Origin of the sequence: Anaerocolumna chitinilytica (assembly GCF_014218355.1) — a bacterium.
GTDB lineage: Bacteria > Bacillota > Clostridia > Lachnospirales > Lachnospiraceae > Anaerocolumna > Anaerocolumna chitinilytica.
This window is the reverse complement of sequence record NZ_AP023368.1, coordinates 2784211-2800832: the sequence shown is the minus strand read 5'-3', so window position 1 is coordinate 2800832 and position 16622 is coordinate 2784211. Positions and strand designations below refer to the sequence as shown.

The 16622-nt window shown below is 36.6% G+C and carries 16 protein-coding genes; 12 read left to right on the top strand and 4 right to left on the bottom strand.

What is annotated here, in order from left to right:
- Window positions 1–97: 97 nt before the first annotated feature.
- The 4 genes from bsdcttw_RS12140 to bsdcttw_RS12125 are packed head-to-tail and all read left to right on the top strand — an operon-like array spanning window position 98 to window position 3658.
- On the top strand, window positions 98–982 hold the full coding sequence (locus bsdcttw_RS12140) for a 5'-methylthioadenosine/S-adenosylhomocysteine nucleosidase family protein (RefSeq protein WP_185259619.1): 885 nt from the start codon (window positions 98–100) through the stop codon (window positions 980–982).
- Window positions 954–1976 carry an SPL family radical SAM protein gene (locus bsdcttw_RS12135; RefSeq protein ID WP_185259618.1) on the top strand — a complete coding sequence of 341 codons (1023 nt, stop codon included), beginning with the start codon at window positions 954–956 and terminating at the stop codon, window positions 1974–1976. The genes bsdcttw_RS12140 and bsdcttw_RS12135 overlap by 29 nt, the downstream gene beginning before the upstream one ends.
- 9 nt (window positions 1977–1985) lie before the next feature.
- Window positions 1986–2696: an SDR family oxidoreductase gene (locus bsdcttw_RS12130; RefSeq protein ID WP_185259791.1), complete on the top strand. Its 711-nt coding sequence runs from the start codon at window positions 1986–1988 to the stop codon at window positions 2694–2696.
- Window positions 2693–3658 (top strand): MraY family glycosyltransferase, encoded by a 966-nt coding sequence (locus tag bsdcttw_RS12125; protein ID WP_185259617.1) that lies wholly within the window; start codon window positions 2693–2695, stop codon window positions 3656–3658. Before bsdcttw_RS12130 ends, bsdcttw_RS12125 begins: the two co-directional genes overlap by 4 nt.
- A gap of 578 nt (window positions 3659–4236) precedes the next feature.
- Here bsdcttw_RS12125 and bsdcttw_RS12120 read toward each other — a convergent pair.
- Complete coding sequence (locus bsdcttw_RS12120; protein WP_185259616.1) at window positions 4237–4959, bottom strand: sugar phosphate isomerase/epimerase family protein; 723 nt, start codon at window positions 4957–4959, stop codon at window positions 4237–4239.
- 195 nt (window positions 4960–5154) lie between these two features.
- Here bsdcttw_RS12120 and bsdcttw_RS12115 point away from each other — a divergent pair, with 195 nt between their 5' ends.
- Window positions 5155–5994 (top strand): AraC family transcriptional regulator, encoded by an 840-nt coding sequence (locus tag bsdcttw_RS12115; protein ID WP_185259615.1) that lies wholly within the window; start codon window positions 5155–5157, stop codon window positions 5992–5994.
- A gap of 148 nt (window positions 5995–6142) precedes the next feature.
- A complete protein-coding gene (locus bsdcttw_RS12110; RefSeq protein ID WP_185259614.1) occupies window positions 6143–7855 on the top strand; it encodes a WG repeat-containing protein in 1713 nt (570 codons plus the stop codon).
- Between the two features lie 96 nt (window positions 7856–7951).
- Here the strand turns inward: bsdcttw_RS12110 and bsdcttw_RS12105 are convergent, their stop codons facing one another.
- A complete protein-coding gene (locus bsdcttw_RS12105; RefSeq protein WP_185259613.1) occupies window positions 7952–8854 on the bottom strand; it encodes a radical SAM/SPASM domain-containing protein in 903 nt (300 codons plus the stop codon).
- A 153-nt stretch (window positions 8855–9007) separates the two neighbouring features.
- On the opposite strand from bsdcttw_RS12105, the gene bsdcttw_RS12100 reads away from it, so the two are divergent.
- From bsdcttw_RS12100 to bsdcttw_RS12080, 5 genes are all read left to right on the top strand, one after another.
- Window positions 9008–9916, top strand: coding sequence for a metallophosphoesterase (locus bsdcttw_RS12100; RefSeq protein WP_185259612.1), 909 nt, complete (start codon window positions 9008–9010; stop codon window positions 9914–9916).
- A 161-nt stretch (window positions 9917–10077) separates the two neighbouring features.
- Window positions 10078–10881: an ATP-dependent sacrificial sulfur transferase LarE gene (gene larE / locus bsdcttw_RS12095; RefSeq protein WP_185259611.1), complete on the top strand. Its 804-nt coding sequence runs from the start codon at window positions 10078–10080 to the stop codon at window positions 10879–10881.
- A 198-nt stretch (window positions 10882–11079) separates the two neighbouring features.
- A complete protein-coding gene (locus bsdcttw_RS12090) occupies window positions 11080–11808 on the top strand; it encodes a polyphosphate polymerase domain-containing protein (RefSeq protein WP_185259610.1) in 729 nt (242 codons plus the stop codon).
- Window positions 11790–12467, top strand: a complete 678-nt coding sequence (locus bsdcttw_RS12085; RefSeq protein ID WP_185259609.1) for a DUF4956 domain-containing protein — start codon at window positions 11790–11792, stop codon at window positions 12465–12467. The genes bsdcttw_RS12090 and bsdcttw_RS12085 overlap by 19 nt, the downstream gene beginning before the upstream one ends.
- Before the next feature lie 53 nt (window positions 12468–12520).
- Window positions 12521–14593 carry a carbohydrate-binding domain-containing protein gene (locus bsdcttw_RS12080; protein ID WP_185259608.1) on the top strand — a complete coding sequence of 691 codons (2073 nt, stop codon included), beginning with the start codon at window positions 12521–12523 and terminating at the stop codon, window positions 14591–14593.
- A 158-nt stretch (window positions 14594–14751) separates the two neighbouring features.
- Here bsdcttw_RS12080 and bsdcttw_RS12075 read toward each other — a convergent pair whose 3' ends face one another.
- Together bsdcttw_RS12075 and bsdcttw_RS12070 are read right to left on the bottom strand one after the other, a co-directional pair.
- Window positions 14752–15099 carry an arsenate reductase family protein gene (locus bsdcttw_RS12075; protein WP_185259607.1) on the bottom strand — a complete coding sequence of 116 codons (348 nt, stop codon included), beginning with the start codon at window positions 15097–15099 and terminating at the stop codon, window positions 14752–14754.
- Between the two features lie 17 nt (window positions 15100–15116).
- Entirely contained in the window at window positions 15117–15821 is a 705-nt protein-coding gene (locus bsdcttw_RS12070; RefSeq protein WP_185259606.1) for a M48 family metallopeptidase, read from the bottom strand.
- 291 nt (window positions 15822–16112) lie between these two features.
- Between bsdcttw_RS12070 and bsdcttw_RS12065 the strand changes: the two genes are divergently transcribed.
- The gene (locus bsdcttw_RS12065; protein WP_185259605.1) at window positions 16113–16538 is read left to right on the top strand and encodes a CBS domain-containing protein; all 426 of its coding nucleotides are present in this window, start codon (window positions 16113–16115) and stop codon (window positions 16536–16538) included.
- The last annotated feature ends 84 nt before the right edge of the window (window positions 16539–16622 follow it).

Sequence of the window (16622 nt, the reverse complement as noted above, 5' to 3'; positions counted from 1 at the left end):
TTAAAGAAATTCTCATCAATGGATTGACATGCATTAAAAAGTTACCCATAATGAAAGGTGAGATTTTGGAAGGAGCAGGCATTTTGCCTATATTATTATGCTGATTATTGCTGCTGCGCTTCATTGTGAAGCAAAGCCCTTTATAGAATATTTTGATTTAAAAAAAGATTTATCATACTCTTCTTTTCAAGTTTTTCGAAAAGAAAATATTGTATTATATATAACCGGCACCGGTCCAATGGAGTCAGCTATCGTTACTGCTTCTTTTCTTACGAAAGAACCGCCGTCATCAGACGACTTCTTTTTGAATGTGGGAATCTGCGGCAGCATACGAAAAGATTTACCACTTGGAACTGTTATCCTGTGTAATAAATTGATAGAGCAGGAAACCGGGCACACTTATTTTCCTGACATACTCTATAACCATCCCTTTAGAGAAGGAAGCATTATAACCTCGTTTCACAAACAGTATGAATCCAAAGCCGCTAAAGAGACTTCTCCTACAGTAACGAAAGTTTCAGATTTTATAGATGGACATGTATTTGCAGATATGGAAGCCACTGCTCTCTATCAGGCGGGTATTTATTTTCTAAAACCTCATCAAATGATATTTATTAAGATAATATCTGATTATATGGATGTAAATTCTGTAAATTCCTATAAGAACCTTGATGTCAGCGCCTTAATAGAAAGCAATATTGAGATTATTACAGATTGGATAGAGAATCTCTTGAATAATAGGGCTAAAAATGACAATGATTTTGTCAAAGAGGAAATGGAGTATTTAAGCTATCTCTTTGATAATTTGAAGCTATCAGTAACTATGGAACATGAACTAAAGCAATATCTGCGTTATTACAAACTGGTGAATGGTGAATTTCTCTCCTTTATAAAACATTTGGCACAGGATTTACCTTTACCGGCTAAAAGTAAAACGGAAGGAAAGAAATACCTTGACTACTTTAAGAAAAACCTTTTATAATTCGTTTTTTTCTCACATATATATAGAAAAAGAAGCTTTTGATTATCCTCTTACTAAAAAAATACTTGATTGCTACCCAGGTGCCACGCTTATTGAAATCAATCACTATAAGGATGTATTTAACCGAAGCAGTCAGGAATTCACAGAGCAGAAAAAAAGTCCTTCTATTATCCTTGCTAAAAGCCGCTCTTCCCTGCTTTATGAAGGAGCTCCTACCTGCCAGGATTTTGGAAATAATGATTTTTACTATACTTCCTGCGTTATGAATTGTATTTATGACTGTGAATACTGCTATTTACAGGGAATGTATCCCAGTGCTAATATTGTGATATTTGTGAATCTAGAGGATACCTTTGCCGAATTGGAAGAACTGCTTCAAACAAAAGACATATACCTATGTATTTCTTATGATACAGACCTGCTGGCCTTAGAGCACTTTCTTGGGTTTGTTAAAGCCTTTCATGCTTTTGCTATGACCCATGAAAGACTTACCATAGAATGCCGTACCAAAAGCGCTTATTCCGATATATTGAGAGACCTGGTCCCTTTAAAGAACTTTATTTTTGCATGGACCTTATCTCCTCCTGCCATAAGGGAATCTCTTGAGCATCATACGCCAACCCTTTCACAGAGGCTTGAGGCAATCAATACTGCTCTTAACTTGGAATTTCAAGTGCGGTTATGCTTTGACCCCCTTTTAGCTGTGAAGAACTGGAAGGAACTATATTCGGAGTTCTTTTCAGAGGTATTTCAGAAGATTCCTGCTAACAAGGTTAAGGATGTCAGTCTTGGCTGTTTTCGGATTCCGAAAGATTTTTTAAAAATTATGCGTAAACAACGGGGCGATTCCTACGTTTTGCAATATCCCTATACTAATTCTTCTGGTGTCCTAAGTTATGATAAAGCTCTTGCGGAGGAAATGTTAACCTTTTGTACTTTAGAGTTGACGAAATGGATAAAGGAGGATACTATTTATCTCTGGAAGGAGACATAAGTGAATGATATGAAAACTGCCATAGTGACCGGCGCCTCTTCCGGTATCGGTCTTAAAATCACAGAAATGCTGCTGAAACTGAATTATCAGGTATATGGTTTTGGCAGGAACTTTGAAGAAAATTCTATAACAAACAATAATTATCATCCGGTTACCTGTGATATCACCAATGTATCCCAGCTGACGGAATACATTAAGGATATTCAAAGGCAAGCCGAAATACAGCTGTTGGTCAATAATGCTGGTGTTGGATATTTCGGTCCCCATGAAGAATTAAATCAAAAGAAAATTCATGAAATGGTCTCCGTGAATGTGGAAGTTCCGATGCTTCTAAGCCAATTGTTACTCCGGGATTTAAAAAAACATAAAGGAAGTATTATTAACATATCCTCTGTCACTGCAGGTAAAAGTAATACCCATGGCTGTGCTTACGGCGCCACCAAAGCCGCGCTGACCAGCTTTTCCGCAAGCCTCTTTGATGAGGTGAGAAAGTATGGTGTCCGGGTCTGTACCATTCATCCGGATATGACAAAAAGTAATTTTTACCGGAATGCAGACTTTAGAGAAGGTGAAACACCAGATACTTATCTGCTGCCTGAAGAAGTAGCAGACGCCGTACAGATGATGATAACCGGCAGGGAAGGTCTAGTGGTTACAGAAATCACTCTCAAACCTCAGCTGCACCGTATTCAAAAAATAAATGATAGGAGAAAATCATGATAACATTGCTTAATACACATTTAGATCACAAAATGACAGCTTTAATTGGTATCCTCTTTACCTATGCTGCTACATTTTTATTATTAAAATTCGGTACAGGTATTCTGCCAAGAGACGGCGGCCGTGAATTCGCCCATGATGGAAAGCTCTCTCAAGGAAAGCCAAGAGGTGCCGGTTTTCTCTTTATTCTAACCTTTGCGGTTTCAGCACTCCTTTTCCTGCCTATATCCACAGATGAACTGATTTATATTATTATGCTATTAGCCGCCATGCTGACAGGATTTTTAGATGACTGTTCTAAAAACCCCTGGGGTGAATTAAAGAAGGGCCTACTTGACTTTGCTATTGCATTAACAACCGCTATAACCTATGTAAATTTTAACTCTTCTACCTTTGAAATACCCTTTATGAGCAATCCGGTTACTATTCCACCGGTACTTTTCGTTATCTTAGCTACTGTATTGATCTGGGTATCCATTAATGTAACCAACTGTTCCGATGGTGTTGATGGTTTATCCGGCACTCTTTCTGTCATAACATTATTAACTATATTTGGCATAGGAAGATTAAAGGGAATGGATCCTAACGATACCTATATGTTACTAATTATGGTGTCCTGTATTATGAGTTACCTGTGGTTTAATGCTACGCCAAGTCTTATGATGATGGGCGATGCCGGTTCCAGGGCCTTAGGCTTTTTCATTGCAGTAGCAATCCTAAAAACAGGCAGTCCTTTGCTTTATATACCGGTTGCTTTTATGCTTATCGTAGACGGCGGCCTTGGACTGATTAAAGTATCTCTGATTCGTTTCTTAAAAATACACATATTAAAGAATACCATTACCCCCATACATGACCATGTAAGAAAAAGACTGGGATGGTCAAATACTCAGGTAGTATTCAAGTTTGCTATTATTCAGATACTTATCTCCTTTACATTGATTTGGCTTCTGCTTTCATAATCTTTTCTTCAGCAAAGCATGACTTTTCTTCTCCTGTAACGGAAGAGAAAGGATTCAAATACATTTTCAAACGGATCGTACCCAATCAAAATAAAAGCTTAACATAAAAAATTCCCTTCAATGGGAATTTTTTATGTTAAGCTTTTACGTTCATTATTTTGCCTTTTTCGAAGAAGCTGCTGCTGATGCCTGAGGTGCGGACTTTTCTGAACCTTGTTTTTTCTTAGGTGCTTTCTTTGGATTCTTATCTCCCATCTGTTTCACCTCCTAACGAAACATCTTCCAAACCCGGAAAATATTTAATAGTTAGCCTGTTATTAATTGTAGTGTATTTTCTAGATAATGTCAATTATTTCCTTTATGCAGTAATTATCTATTATTATATTCTATATTTTACTTTATGTCAAAATATTTACTATATTTCAACCATTTGTTGTTCTATTTCTTTATATTATGCTTCCTTTCAGTAACTTCCGACCAAATAAGTTATATTCTAGGTATATAGCTTACTTCATAACTGCCTAACTAAAAACTGCTAAACACCTCATCTATCATTGAGCTGTTTAGCAGTATATAAATTATATTAACTTCTTTAAATATTCAATACTTCTTCCGATATCGCTGATACCATCGGGCACCGGATGATCATTTTCAACGATTATCTGCTCTAAACCAATATTTTTAGCCATAGCAACAATACCTTTTACATTGTTATAGCCTTCACCAACTGCAAGAGGATGTCCTTCGAAATCTCCGTCCTTTAAATGGATTAGTGCAATTTCTTTCTCATGTTCTTTTATGTAAGAACAAGGCTCAACTCCTGCATGAAATACCCAGAAGGTATCAAGCTCTAATCTAACAGTTTCTCTGATAAGATCCATGGGTACTCTTCCGTCGGGTAATTTTACAAATTCATGAGAATGGTTATGATACAATAATTCCATACCATTCTCTTTGATTACATCTTTCGCATTCTGAAGAACACTTATAAGTTCATCCATCTCTTCCGGGGTAGAAGTCGGTGCATATGCTAAGATAATATAGGGTATTCCCAGAGCCTTATGATAACTTATTGTTTCTTCCAGATGTGATTTCAGGTTGACCAAACTTTGATGGCTGGAGATAGGTGTCAAACCCAGTTCCTTTAAATAATCTCTTAATTCCTCAGCTGTAAGGTCGGAAAAGCCGGCAAATTCCACCTGCTCATATCCAAGCTCTTTCACCGCCTTAAGAACCCCTTTAAACTCTTCACCATTTTTATAAGAGTCTCGAATCGTATATAATTGTAAACCCTTTTGCATTTTACAAATCCTCCTTCATTAATTTGCTGCCGGAAAGAAAAATATCACTTCCACAGTCAATATGATTATGTCAGTTATTGCTGTATATAACTATTTGTATTATGTTCACGAATACATTATAATAGTATAAAAGTTATATGTCGTGCCAGATGATGGTATTCTTATGTCAAAAAATGCTGCAAAGGGAATGTTCCAATGAAAGAAAAAACCAACAGTAAAGTAAACCGATACCGCGGTGATTCCTCCTATGAATATATGAGAGACAGCAAACAAACCTTTAACTGCTGGGAGGTCGTCAATAATAAGTTCTGGCCTCATTTTCACAGTAGTATCGAATTAATCTATGTAACAGAAGGAGAATTAAAAGTTACTCTGAACAGCCAGCTCTATTGTCTTCAGGAGAACCAGATTTTCATTATTCCAAGTTATTATATCCACAGCTATGATACGGATTATTATTCAAAGGCGTATATTGCAATTATTCCCCTGGATTCTGTTCCCTCTTACAAGACACAGCTTGCAAAAAAAACTTTTGTAAAGCCTTTAATTGATAATTCACCTAATACTCAAGAATTACTTCATCTTTTTAAGACCTTAAGTTTATATGATGTAAATAGTAATGAAGCGATAACAGCCGGTATTCGAAAAGGTTATTCTTATGCACTCTTAGGGCTTTTGATAAAAGAAAGCGGATTAACTGAAACCGAAAGCAGCCGAACAATCTCTCTGGCGCAAGAAATTCTTATATATTTGCAGGATAATTATCTGAAACCGCTTAAATTAGAGGAAACTGCAGCACATTTTGGCTATAGTAAGAGCCGCTTTTCTCATATTTTTAATGAATATTTTGATTGTTCTCTGGTAGATTATATTAACGGACTAAGAAGCAGGCACGCTCTAAAGCTTTTACAGGATACCAATGATACAGTTACAGATATAGCCCTCTCCTGCGGCTTTGACAGTACTAGGACTTTTTACCGTGCCTTCTACAAAGCTTTTGGCTGTACCCCAGGTGATTACCGCAATAGTATGTAATGATTTTGTCACACAAACTTAATTTGAAACCTGCCTGTATCGCTGGTATAATATACTTAGCAAATAAAGTCCATTGATATTGTTGATTCAAATATTAACTCAAATTGAAGGATAAAGAAAAAATGAAAAGACTACAAGGAGAAGCTGTATGAATAAAATCAGATTTCTTATACTGCTGCTTACAGTTCTTGCGGCAAGCGGCTGCAGCAGACAAAATAAGGATGAACAAGTGATAAAGAATGTTGATAATGCAGCAAGCCGAACAGATGTAATTACGGCTGATGCAGATGAAAATACATTAAAAGCTACCACTGACAAAGGTGTTGAGAGACTATATTCAGCCTATATTACAGACCAGAATGAAAAAAAATACGGTTATATTGATGAAACCGGTGTTTTTGTAATTAGTCCTGTCTATGACCAGGCTTCCGAGTTCAGCGAAGGTTATGCTGTCGTATATACCTCTGAGGATAATGAATATAGTGTTATTGATACGACAGGTAAGAGCATCTATAAGAGTTCCTATGCTATTGGGGATTTTCATGAAGGAATGGCTGTTTTTGATGATTTCAAAGACGGTAAAACCATGGAAGGTTATATTGATACCACTGGGACAATTGTTTTACCTGCCATTTATGACAAAGCATCTATTTTTCAAAACGGAACGGCTTATGTATATACAGGCAAGGAAATACAACAAATTGACCCTACCGGAAAAGTACTTAAGAGCTATGAGATTGATAAAAATGACATCTACATTTCCGACTTTCGTGACGGTTATATAGTTTATAACAGTGTTGGTGACAGTATTATGGAAGCAATGACTTATGAAGGTAAGAAACTGCCGCTTCCAAGTAATGTATCTAAGGATTATACCGGATATGGTAATCTGATGTACCTTGGTAACGACATATTTGCTGTAATGAAGAAAAGTGATACAGAGGATTATTCTTCAACATATACAACTCCATATGCGCTCTTTGATGCCAAAGGAAAACAACTTTCGGATTATATTTTTTATGACTTGAGTAAATATAACGATGGATTTGCTTCGGCAACTGATGATACTACTACTTACTTCATTGATACTGCCGGCAAGATATCTGATACTTTACCCAAATTTAATGGAAGAGGTACTCTAACTTTAATGGGTAATGTCATCAAGGCAGAGGTAGACGATATATTGATTTATGAAACAACTGACGGAAAAATCTTCTACCAGACCTCAGATGATGTGAAATTAAATGATACTCTCAGCTTAAAAGCAAAAAAGGTAAAGCCGAATAAATATGCCCTTATTTATTATCCTGTTCTTACCGGTCTCTCTGATAGTACCGTTGAAAAAAAGATTAATGATAACCTTTATAAAAATTTTGTAGAATCCAGAGGGGATTTAAAGAAAGAAGATAATTTTTCAGTAGAGGATTCTTTTACAGGCAAAGTAATTAATAATCTATTACTTGTAAATAGACTTGGTTACGATTATTCCTTCGGCGCAGCCCATGGTATGCCAATTAATGATTATTATCTCTATAATCTTAAAAACGGTGAAACCTTTAAGTTAAAAGATCTATTTAGAAAAAACAGTAATTATGTTGATGCTTTAAGTAAAATAATTACAAAAGATATCAATGCTGATAAAAAGAACAAAGAGTCCATGTATTTTGATGATACCTTTAAATCCATTAGTGATAACCAGTATTTTTATGTGGATGAAAATAATCTATACCTGTATTTCTATCCTTATGATATTGCGCCTTATGCCGCTGGATTCCCTGAATTTAAAATACCTTTTAACAGTATTGGCAGTATCATTAACATAGAAGGTGACTTCTGGAAAGCTTTGCATCCGCAAAATTAAAATTATTATATAAATAAAATTAGAGCAGTTAATTACCTTTCACACGAACCAGTCAATTCCTTAAAGGTTGTGAAAGCAGAAATTAACTGCTCCTTTTTATACTCCGAACTTTTTACGGTACCCACATTTTCTGCAGAGCTCTTCCACTGCTTTTCTATTAGAGAACCCTTCATAGATTCTAATAGCACGGGGACTGTTAATTATACTTTCAAAAGACTCCTCATATATGTTTCCAAGAGATATCACGCCTTCTCCGTCAAGGCAGCAGGGAATTAAAGTTCCATCTGATAAGATACCCAAATGGCTTCGTAACCCATAGCAAAATCCTTTTCCTTCATCCTCTTCTTCTATAAGGGACGGCCAGGTAAATTGATAATCTCTGCTGATGTAGACCCTATCCGTAAGTTTTAAACCTCTTCCGGGGGCAACCATATTGTTTAAAGAACCTTCTATTGCATATTCATTTTCCAGGATTCTTAAATATTTGTCCGTATCCTCTTGTATTGTGCTTTCTAATTTATGTTCTGTACCAGTTATAATCGTATCATCCTCTTTACTTAGATTCCAAAAGCGGTAAGATATATTTGCCTTTGTCGTATTTAACAATTCCTTCGAAGCTTTTAGGATATCCAGAAGGTAGTTTTCTTTGTCCTCTTCCCTTCCGCCGAAGCTGTGAAGAGAAATATTAACCTGTCTTAGTGCTTCCTTTCCCTTTAACTCTGGCAAGACTTTCATTAATAAAGTACCATTTGTAGTAATGTTGACCTTTAAACTATAATCCTTGCAGATATCCAAAAATACACCAAGTTCCGGATGCAGTAAAGGTTCTCCTTTCACATGAAAATAAACATAATCCGTATAGGGCTGAATCTCTTTCATAATATGTTGGAACTCTTCTTTTGTCAGAATAGCCTTCTGCCTTTGTGTTTTAGGACAGAATTCGCAATTCAAATTACAGATATTTGTAATCTCTATATAAATCTTTTTAAACCTTTTCATGACTTTCTCACATTCCAATATCAACTTTTTTCCTTTTGCGGCATAAACCGGTCAGGATTGTACAGAATTAAGAGTATCAGATTCCAAAACTTTTGTCCATGCTTTTACCTGATTAAAACGTACAAAGATAGATTATTCGCGAAAGGAGTTATTATGTTTACCGAACAGCGCCTTACACAGGCTTATAAAACAGCTAAAGTGGAGTATTTTGATAAAAACTCCAAATATATATTTTTTAGTGACTGTCATCGAGGAGATGACAGCGCTTCCGATGAATTCGCCAAGAATCAGCATGTTTTCTTACATGCCTTGGATTACTATTACAACAATGGATACACCTACGTCGAAGTTGGTGACGGAGATGAATTATGGGAATATACAGACTTTAATCATATTCGTCTGGCTCACAGTGATGTGTTTCTTGGTATGAAGAAATTTGCAAATGAGGGAAGGCTGCTCTTCCTATTTGGAAATCACAATATTTATCTGAGGAAAAATAAGTATGTCAGGAAAAATTACTACAGCTTTTATGATGAGTATAATCAGAAACGAACGAGTCTTTTCACTGACCTGACCCCCTATGAAGCAATTGTACTTAAGCATAGAGAATCCGGTCAGGAAATACTTGTGGTACATGGGCATCAGGGGGACTTAATGAACGACCAGTTATGGTTTATCTCCATGATAATGTTACGTTATATCTGGCGCTTTCTCCACGTAGTCGGTTTACACAATCCTGCCAGTCCTGCAAAGAATCTTTATAAGAGACATAAAATCGAGAAAAATTATAAGGTTTGGATCCGGAATAATAAACGAATGCTAATCTGCGGACACACACACAGACCGCATTTTCCAAAAGCGAAGGAACTGCCTTATTACAATACCGGCTGCTGTATCCACTCAAAGGGTTTAACAGGCATCGAAATCATTAATGATACCATCAATTTGGTTGAATGGAGAATAAAAGCAGATGATGATGGTGCTCTTAATATCGTAAGAACTATAGTTCGGGGCCCTGAAAAGATTTGTAAATATCAGAAGGATAATTTCCCAGAAAAATAAATTCTCTGCTAAAACATTTCCATAGGTAGTCTTCTCATGTCATATCCTGTACACTTTAATCTGTCTGTTGACAAGACCTGATAAGCTGTTATACTATTAGATTGTTGACAATTCATAGTTGTATAATAATAAATCAATTATGACGCATGAAAGGAGTTCATATGGAATTACAAGAAAAATTTGAATTATTAAAGAAGAATCTTTCAGCTCTTGACAGTCTTTGTATTGCCTTCTCCGGCGGTGTAGATTCTACCTTTTTATTAAAAGCAGCTTTTGATGTTTTAGGTGATAAGGTTCTGGCTATCACTGCCCGCTCTTCCACTTATCCGGAGAGAGAATACAAAGAAGCAGTTGAATTTACTGCCAAATACGGTATTCCTCATGAAGTTATCCTGTCTGAAGAACTTGATGTAGACGGTTTTTCAGATAACCCGGTTAACCGCTGCTATTTATGTAAGAATGAACTGTTTGATAAAATTAGCGATATTGCAAAAACGAAGGGAATCTCTTATATAGCGGAAGGCTCTAACATAGATGATTTAGGGGATTATCGTCCTGGACTAACAGCTGTCTCTGAACATAAAGTGTTAAGCCCTCTTCGTCAGGCTGAACTTACGAAAGAAGAAATCCGTATATTATCGAAAGAAATGGGACTCCCCACCTGGAATAAACCTGCCTTTGCCTGTCTCTCCTCAAGATTTCCCTATGGTCAGAAGATAACCAGAGAAAAGCTTGCGATGGTAGATAAGGCTGAGCAATTCCTATTAGATCATGGTTTCCGCCAGGTACGTGTAAGGCATCATGGCGATATCGGAAGGATTGAAGTTGGACAGCCGGAAATGGAAAAATTCCTGAATTTAGAACTTATGAAGGAAGTTCAGGAGTATTTTAAAAGTCTTGGTTTTTCCTATACAGCTTTAGATTTAAAAGGATACAGAACAGGTAGTATGAACGAGACATTATAGAATAAATACTTAATATTTATACAAAACATGAGGATAGTTTAGATTGTGATAATAACACAATCTAGGCTATCCTTATTTTTATGTCTTTTTGTTAAATTATGTTTTTTAATAAATATAAAATTCATAGAATTTACATGCTTTTTACACAAACGAAACATTTTTTTAGCTTATCATTTTCTTAAGGAAGGAGCAATGTTTATGAACCAGATAAAAAATAATATTTTCGAACGGGTAGAAAAAAAATACCTGTTAACCGTTATGAAGTATGAATTACTAAGAGAAAGATTACTACCCTATATGGAAATGGACCAATACGGACTACATACCATCTGCAATATCTATTATGACACCGAAGACTATGAGCTGGTACGAACCTCCATTGAAGGTCCAGTTTATAAAGAAAAGCTTCGCCTTCGAAGTTATGGTGTACCAGATAATGATTCCCCGGTTTTTCTGGAAATCAAGAAGAAATACAAGGGGATTGTTTACAAAAGAAGGGTATCCATGACCTTAGAAGAATCTGCAAGATATTTAAATCATGGAATAAAACCCGCTTCAGACAGTCAGATTCTAAGAGAAATTGACTACTTCTTACGTTTCCACAAACCAATTCCGAAAGTTTATCTGGCTTATGACCGAATTGCACTCTTTGGTATAGAAGATTCCGAAATCCGAATTACTTTTGACCAAAATATTAGAAGCCGAATGACTGAACTTGACTTAAGTGAAGGCGATAGCGGTAAATATCTCCTTCGTAAAGGTGATGTACTAATGGAAATAAAAGTTCCCTATGCCTATCCTTTATGGCTTGCCGGTGTCTTATCAGATTTAGAAATCTACCCTGTTTCTTTTTCAAAATATGGTAATGTTTATAAAAATCAATTAATCGATGAAAGGAATGAAAGCTTATGTTTACAAGCATTATAGCTTCTGTTACAGGAAGCCTTACAATAGAAACGGCCTTAATATGCACAATAACATCACTGGTATTAGGAGGTATTATAGCTGCAATCTATATGACTCAAGGCACTTATACTAAGAACTTTATCTTAACACTTATCCTGTTACCGGCATTGGTACAGGCTGTAATTATGGTTGTTAACGGTAATCTTGGTGCCGGTGTGGCAGTTATGGGGGCTTTCAGTCTTGTACGCTTCCGTTCTATTCCTGGTAGCTCAAAAGAAATCAGCAGTATCTTCTTTGCAATGGTAGTAGGTCTAGCAACCGGAATGGGTTATATTACTTACGCTGTTTTAATTACAGTGATTGTAGGACTCGCTCTATTCCTATTATCCCGTTTCAGTTTTGGTGAAAAGAAAAACACTCAGAAAGAACTTCGCATTACGATACCTGAGAATCTTGATTATACTGAAATATTCGATGATATCTTTAATAGGTATACAAAAGGAGCTGCTCTTACCAAAGTAAAAACAACTAATCTTGGCAGCATGTATGAATTATATTATGAAATTGAGCTTTTAGATATCGTAAAAGAAAAAGAAATGATTGATGATATCCGCTGCCGAAATGGCAACCTTACTATAATCTGCGGCAGAATCCAGCAGACACTTAACATGGAATTATAAACAAGGAAAGGTAAAGGTCTGTAACAATTTACAGGCTTTGAAAGGTAAAATATATGACAAAACGAAATAGAGTTCAAAAAAGCTTAAGTTTGGTAATCATACTATGCCTAATACTATTTACCGGGTGCTCCAATAAAAATAGCAGCTCAATAGCCAATAGCTCTAATAAAACATCTGATAGAGATGCCAATACAACTCCCAAATCTGATACAAAAGCTGTTATCACTAGCACTGTAACGCAAACAACCGGTGAATATAGCGAAAAGGATTTAGATGCTTCCTGGGACGGAGCATCTGCCGTAAAGATTACCTTTGAGAATAAGAACATAACAGGGAGCGACAGCAGTGTTAATGTAAAAGATAATACTGTTACCATTACCAAAGCAGGTACTTATGTGCTAAGCGGCACCTTAACCGATGGAAATATAGTAGTGGAAGCCGGTGATAATGATAATGTCAAGCTTGTATTAAATAATGCTTCAATCTCAAGCAGTACTACTGCACCTATTTACGTTAAGAATGCTAAAAATGTATATATTACATTAGCAGACTCAAGCACTAATACTATAACTGATGCAGCCAACTATGTCTATGAAGACGATTCCACTGACGAGCCAAGTGCTGCTATCTTTTCAAAGGCAGACTTAACCATCAATGGCAACGGCAGTCTGAATGTCACTGCAAACTATAACAATGCCATACAATCTAAAGATGATTTAAAGATTATAGCTGGAACAATTAATGTAACTTCAGTGGACGATGGAATCATCGGAAAAGATTCCGTATCCATTAAAAGCGGAAATATAACCGTAAATGCAACAGGTGATGCCATAAAGTCCACTAATTCAGAAGACTCCAGTAAAGGCTATCTTATCATTGACGACGGTGCATTTTATATAACCAGCGGAGCTGACGGCTTTCAGGCAGAAACTAGCCTGATTGTAAATAACGGAGAATTTCAGATCACAACAGGCGGTGGAAGTAAAAATGCTGCCCCGAAAGCAAATAGTGACTTTGGAGGAGGGTTTGGTGGTGATAGCAGACAAAGACCGTCCTTCGGCGATAGTAATTCTGATTCAAATTCTGAAACCGATGGTACTTCCAGTGCAACTTCCCCGCAAAACTCTCAGGGAGGTTCTACTAGTTCTATCGAAAACGAAAGTACCAGTGCTAAAGCTTTTAAATCAGGTTCTGTCCTAACTGTTAATGGCGGTACTTTTACGACAGACAGTGCGGATGACAGTTTCCATAGCAATGGGACTTTAACTATGACAGATGGAATTTATACCATTTCATCCGGTGATGACGGTATACATGCAGATTCAGAACTTAACCTTTCCGTTAATAAGCTCGATATTAAGAAAAGTTATGAAGGAATCGAAAGTGCAGCAATTAATATAAACAGCGGTAATATTACTATAGTATCCAGCGATGACGGATTAAATGCTTCCAGCAGCAGTGAAAATACTTCTGCAGACAGCAGCCAGAGAGGTTTTGGATCGAGCGGGAACGGGGTACTTATTATTAATGGCGGAATAATAACCGTAAACGCTGAAGGAGACGGTCTTGACGCTAACGGCTCAATTACCATGAATGACGGAACTGTATATGTATCTGGTCCCACCAATGACGGCAACGGCCCCCTTGATTATGATACTACCTTTGCAATGAATGGTGGAACAATAATAGCAGCCGGAAGCTCCGGTATGGCACAGGCTCCTTCCGAGGATTCCAAGCAATATTCCGTTGCTTATGTCTTTGATAATGTGCAGTCAGGCGGCACAGAGATAACCTTAAAGGATGCCAGCGGTGAAGAACTTCTATCCTATACACCTGATAAGAATTATCAGTATATTATGATATCCTCTCCTCAATTAGAAAAGGATAATAAATACACCTTATATTCAGGCAAAAACAGCTTATATACCTTTACTGTCACTAACACTGTAAATGCCAATACAACCCTTCAAACTACCGGAGGACCCGGAGGTTTTGGCGGCGGCAAAGGCGGCCCTGGTAATGAAGGTCCTGGTGGAAAATTTGGTGGCAGCAGCGATGGCAGCGGGGAAAGTGCCCCAAATAACAGTGATAATTCAAACAGCACTGACAATGGTTCCGGTACCTGATTCAGAAGCAATATTTAAGAGGTATAAAGGCTTATAAATTCATTCTACTGAAATAGAATTAATTGTTCGTCATTTGTAGAATAAAGAATTATCTCTAAGGACTCGTTAAAAAGGCCCTTTATAAGAATTAATATAATTTCTTATAAAAGGCCTTTTTCCTACTTCAATACAATCCAATCCTCTTCCTTAAATCCTATTAATACCTTATCTCCATCAATAATCAATGGTCTTTTAACAAGCATCCCATCTGAGGCAAGGATATCTATCTGTTCTTCCTCTTTCATATCTGGCAGCTTGTCTTTTAATCCATATTCCTTATACAGCATTCCGCTGGTATTAAAAAATCGTTTTAGCGGCATACCGCTTATTTTGTGCCATTCTTTTAATTCTACAGCCGTAGGATTGTCTGTTTTTATATCTCTTGCTTCATATATAATATTATTGTCATCTAACCACTTCTTTGCTTTCTGACATGTTGTACATTTGGGGTACCATAAAAATAGCATCACTATCTCCTTATCTATTAGTAGATTGAAAAATATCGTCCGTTTTTCTTAAGCCATTCTCTTCTATCTCTGTAATCCGGCAGTGTTTTCTCGACTTCTCTCCAAAAAGAAGACGAATGATTCATATGCTTCCGATGCGCCAATTCATGAACAACAACATAGTCTATGGCTGCCTCAGGCATCATCATTAATTTCCAGTTGAAATTCAGATTGCCTTTACTGCTGCAGCTGCCCCATCTGGTTTTCTGCTCTTTTACTGTGAGTCTGTTGTAACTCGTCTGCATTAGCTTGCTGTAATAAACAGTCTTTTTGGCCAAGGTTTCCTTGGCATATTTCCGATACCAGTTGGTGATGCAATTTCGTATGAAGTCAAAATCCTCCGAATCAGTAATGACCGTAAGAGTTCTGCTTCCATCCGTAAGCCTCCGATAATAAATTTTTGAATCTTCTATCCCATGGCCTTTTTCAAGGATAAGCTTTATATCTCCCAGTACAAAGGGAAGGGTTGCACCGTTGTAATAGATATCACCATATCCTTTTGCTCCTAAGAGCTGATGATTCCCCTCCATGTAATATTCTTTGTATTTAGAATATAATTTTGATTTATTTATTTCTATAATTCTCCTGATTTCTTTATCCGGTAATAAATTTGGTATTCTGGCGATTATCCTGCCTTCTGCTTTAATCTCCAGGCTGATGGTTTTTCGTTTTGAATATACCACTTGTACAGGAATTTCATTACCTTCAATTGAAAATTTAACCTCTGTCAGCAGTTTTTTCCACCTCCTTGGATGTAAAAATACTTGATAATTGTACTGTATATTCTGTTTTTAGAATGTAGTTATTATAACATAACTTAGCTTCATTATCCAATTATAAAACAATCCTTCTATGGGCATTCTAAGATAGGAATAATTCACTTTAGATTCATTTACGAGAATTTATGATCCAAGATATTATATGAAATAAGAACTGATGATTTATCCAGAAAACCATTTTGAAAGGAGTTCATTATGAAAGTAAAAGATATTATGTCAACAGATATAGCAAGTGTTTGCTGTGATGATACCGTTGAGAAATGTGCTCAGCTGATGAAGCAACATGATGTGGGTTCTATTCCTGTATGCGAGGAGAAAAAAGTTGTAGGAATTGTTACAGACCGTGACTTAACCCTGCGCAGCATTGCTGAAGGACAGGATTGGAAGAATCAGAAAGTATCTGATGTTATGACAAAAAATCCTTCTTTAGGTAACCCGGATATGAATGTTAGGGATGCTGCTGAAATCATGAGCAGAGAACAGATTAGGAGACTACCCATCGTAGAAAACAATTCCCTTGTAGGAATAGTAGCTCTTAGCGATATTTCTCTGGAGCCATCGCTTTCAGACCGAGCAGAGGATACTCTGCATGATATCTCAAAGCCGAATCATTTTCACTAATCAGCACCACATGTATTAGCAGCTAAATTTTTTATATTCTTATTGTAATACCTTAATACCTTAAAAGGTTGTTACTCTAAATTG

Excerpts from the sequence above, each read along its gene's own strand:
- bsdcttw_RS12085 (WP_185259609.1), top strand. The coding sequence starts at position 11,790 with ATGTTTACAAGCATTATAGCTTCTGTTACAGGAAGCCTTACAATAGAA.
- bsdcttw_RS12120 (WP_185259616.1), bottom strand. The coding sequence starts at position 4,959 with ATGCAAAAGGGTTTACAATTATATACGATTCGAGACTCTTATAAAAAT.
- bsdcttw_RS12075 (WP_185259607.1), bottom strand. The coding sequence starts at position 15,099 with ATGCTATTTTTATGGTACCCCAAATGTACAACATGTCAGAAAGCAAAG.
- bsdcttw_RS12105 (WP_185259613.1), bottom strand. The coding sequence starts at position 8,854 with ATGAAAAGGTTTAAAAAGATTTATATAGAGATTACAAATATCTGTAAT.
- bsdcttw_RS12115 (WP_185259615.1), top strand. The coding sequence starts at position 5,155 with ATGAAAGAAAAAACCAACAGTAAAGTAAACCGATACCGCGGTGATTCC.
- bsdcttw_RS12080 (WP_185259608.1), top strand. The coding sequence starts at position 12,521 with ATGACAAAACGAAATAGAGTTCAAAAAAGCTTAAGTTTGGTAATCATA.
- bsdcttw_RS12110 (WP_185259614.1), top strand. The coding sequence starts at position 6,143 with ATGAATAAAATCAGATTTCTTATACTGCTGCTTACAGTTCTTGCGGCA.
- bsdcttw_RS12100 (WP_185259612.1), top strand. The coding sequence starts at position 9,008 with ATGTTTACCGAACAGCGCCTTACACAGGCTTATAAAACAGCTAAAGTG.
- bsdcttw_RS12140 (WP_185259619.1), top strand. The coding sequence starts at position 98 with ATGCTGATTATTGCTGCTGCGCTTCATTGTGAAGCAAAGCCCTTTATA.
- larE (WP_185259611.1), top strand. The coding sequence starts at position 10,078 with ATGGAATTACAAGAAAAATTTGAATTATTAAAGAAGAATCTTTCAGCT.
- bsdcttw_RS12065 (WP_185259605.1), top strand. The coding sequence starts at position 16,113 with ATGAAAGTAAAAGATATTATGTCAACAGATATAGCAAGTGTTTGCTGT.
- bsdcttw_RS12125 (WP_185259617.1), top strand. The coding sequence starts at position 2,693 with ATGATAACATTGCTTAATACACATTTAGATCACAAAATGACAGCTTTA.
- bsdcttw_RS12090 (WP_185259610.1), top strand. The coding sequence starts at position 11,080 with ATGAACCAGATAAAAAATAATATTTTCGAACGGGTAGAAAAAAAATAC.
- bsdcttw_RS12130 (WP_185259791.1), top strand. The coding sequence starts at position 1,986 with ATGAAAACTGCCATAGTGACCGGCGCCTCTTCCGGTATCGGTCTTAAA.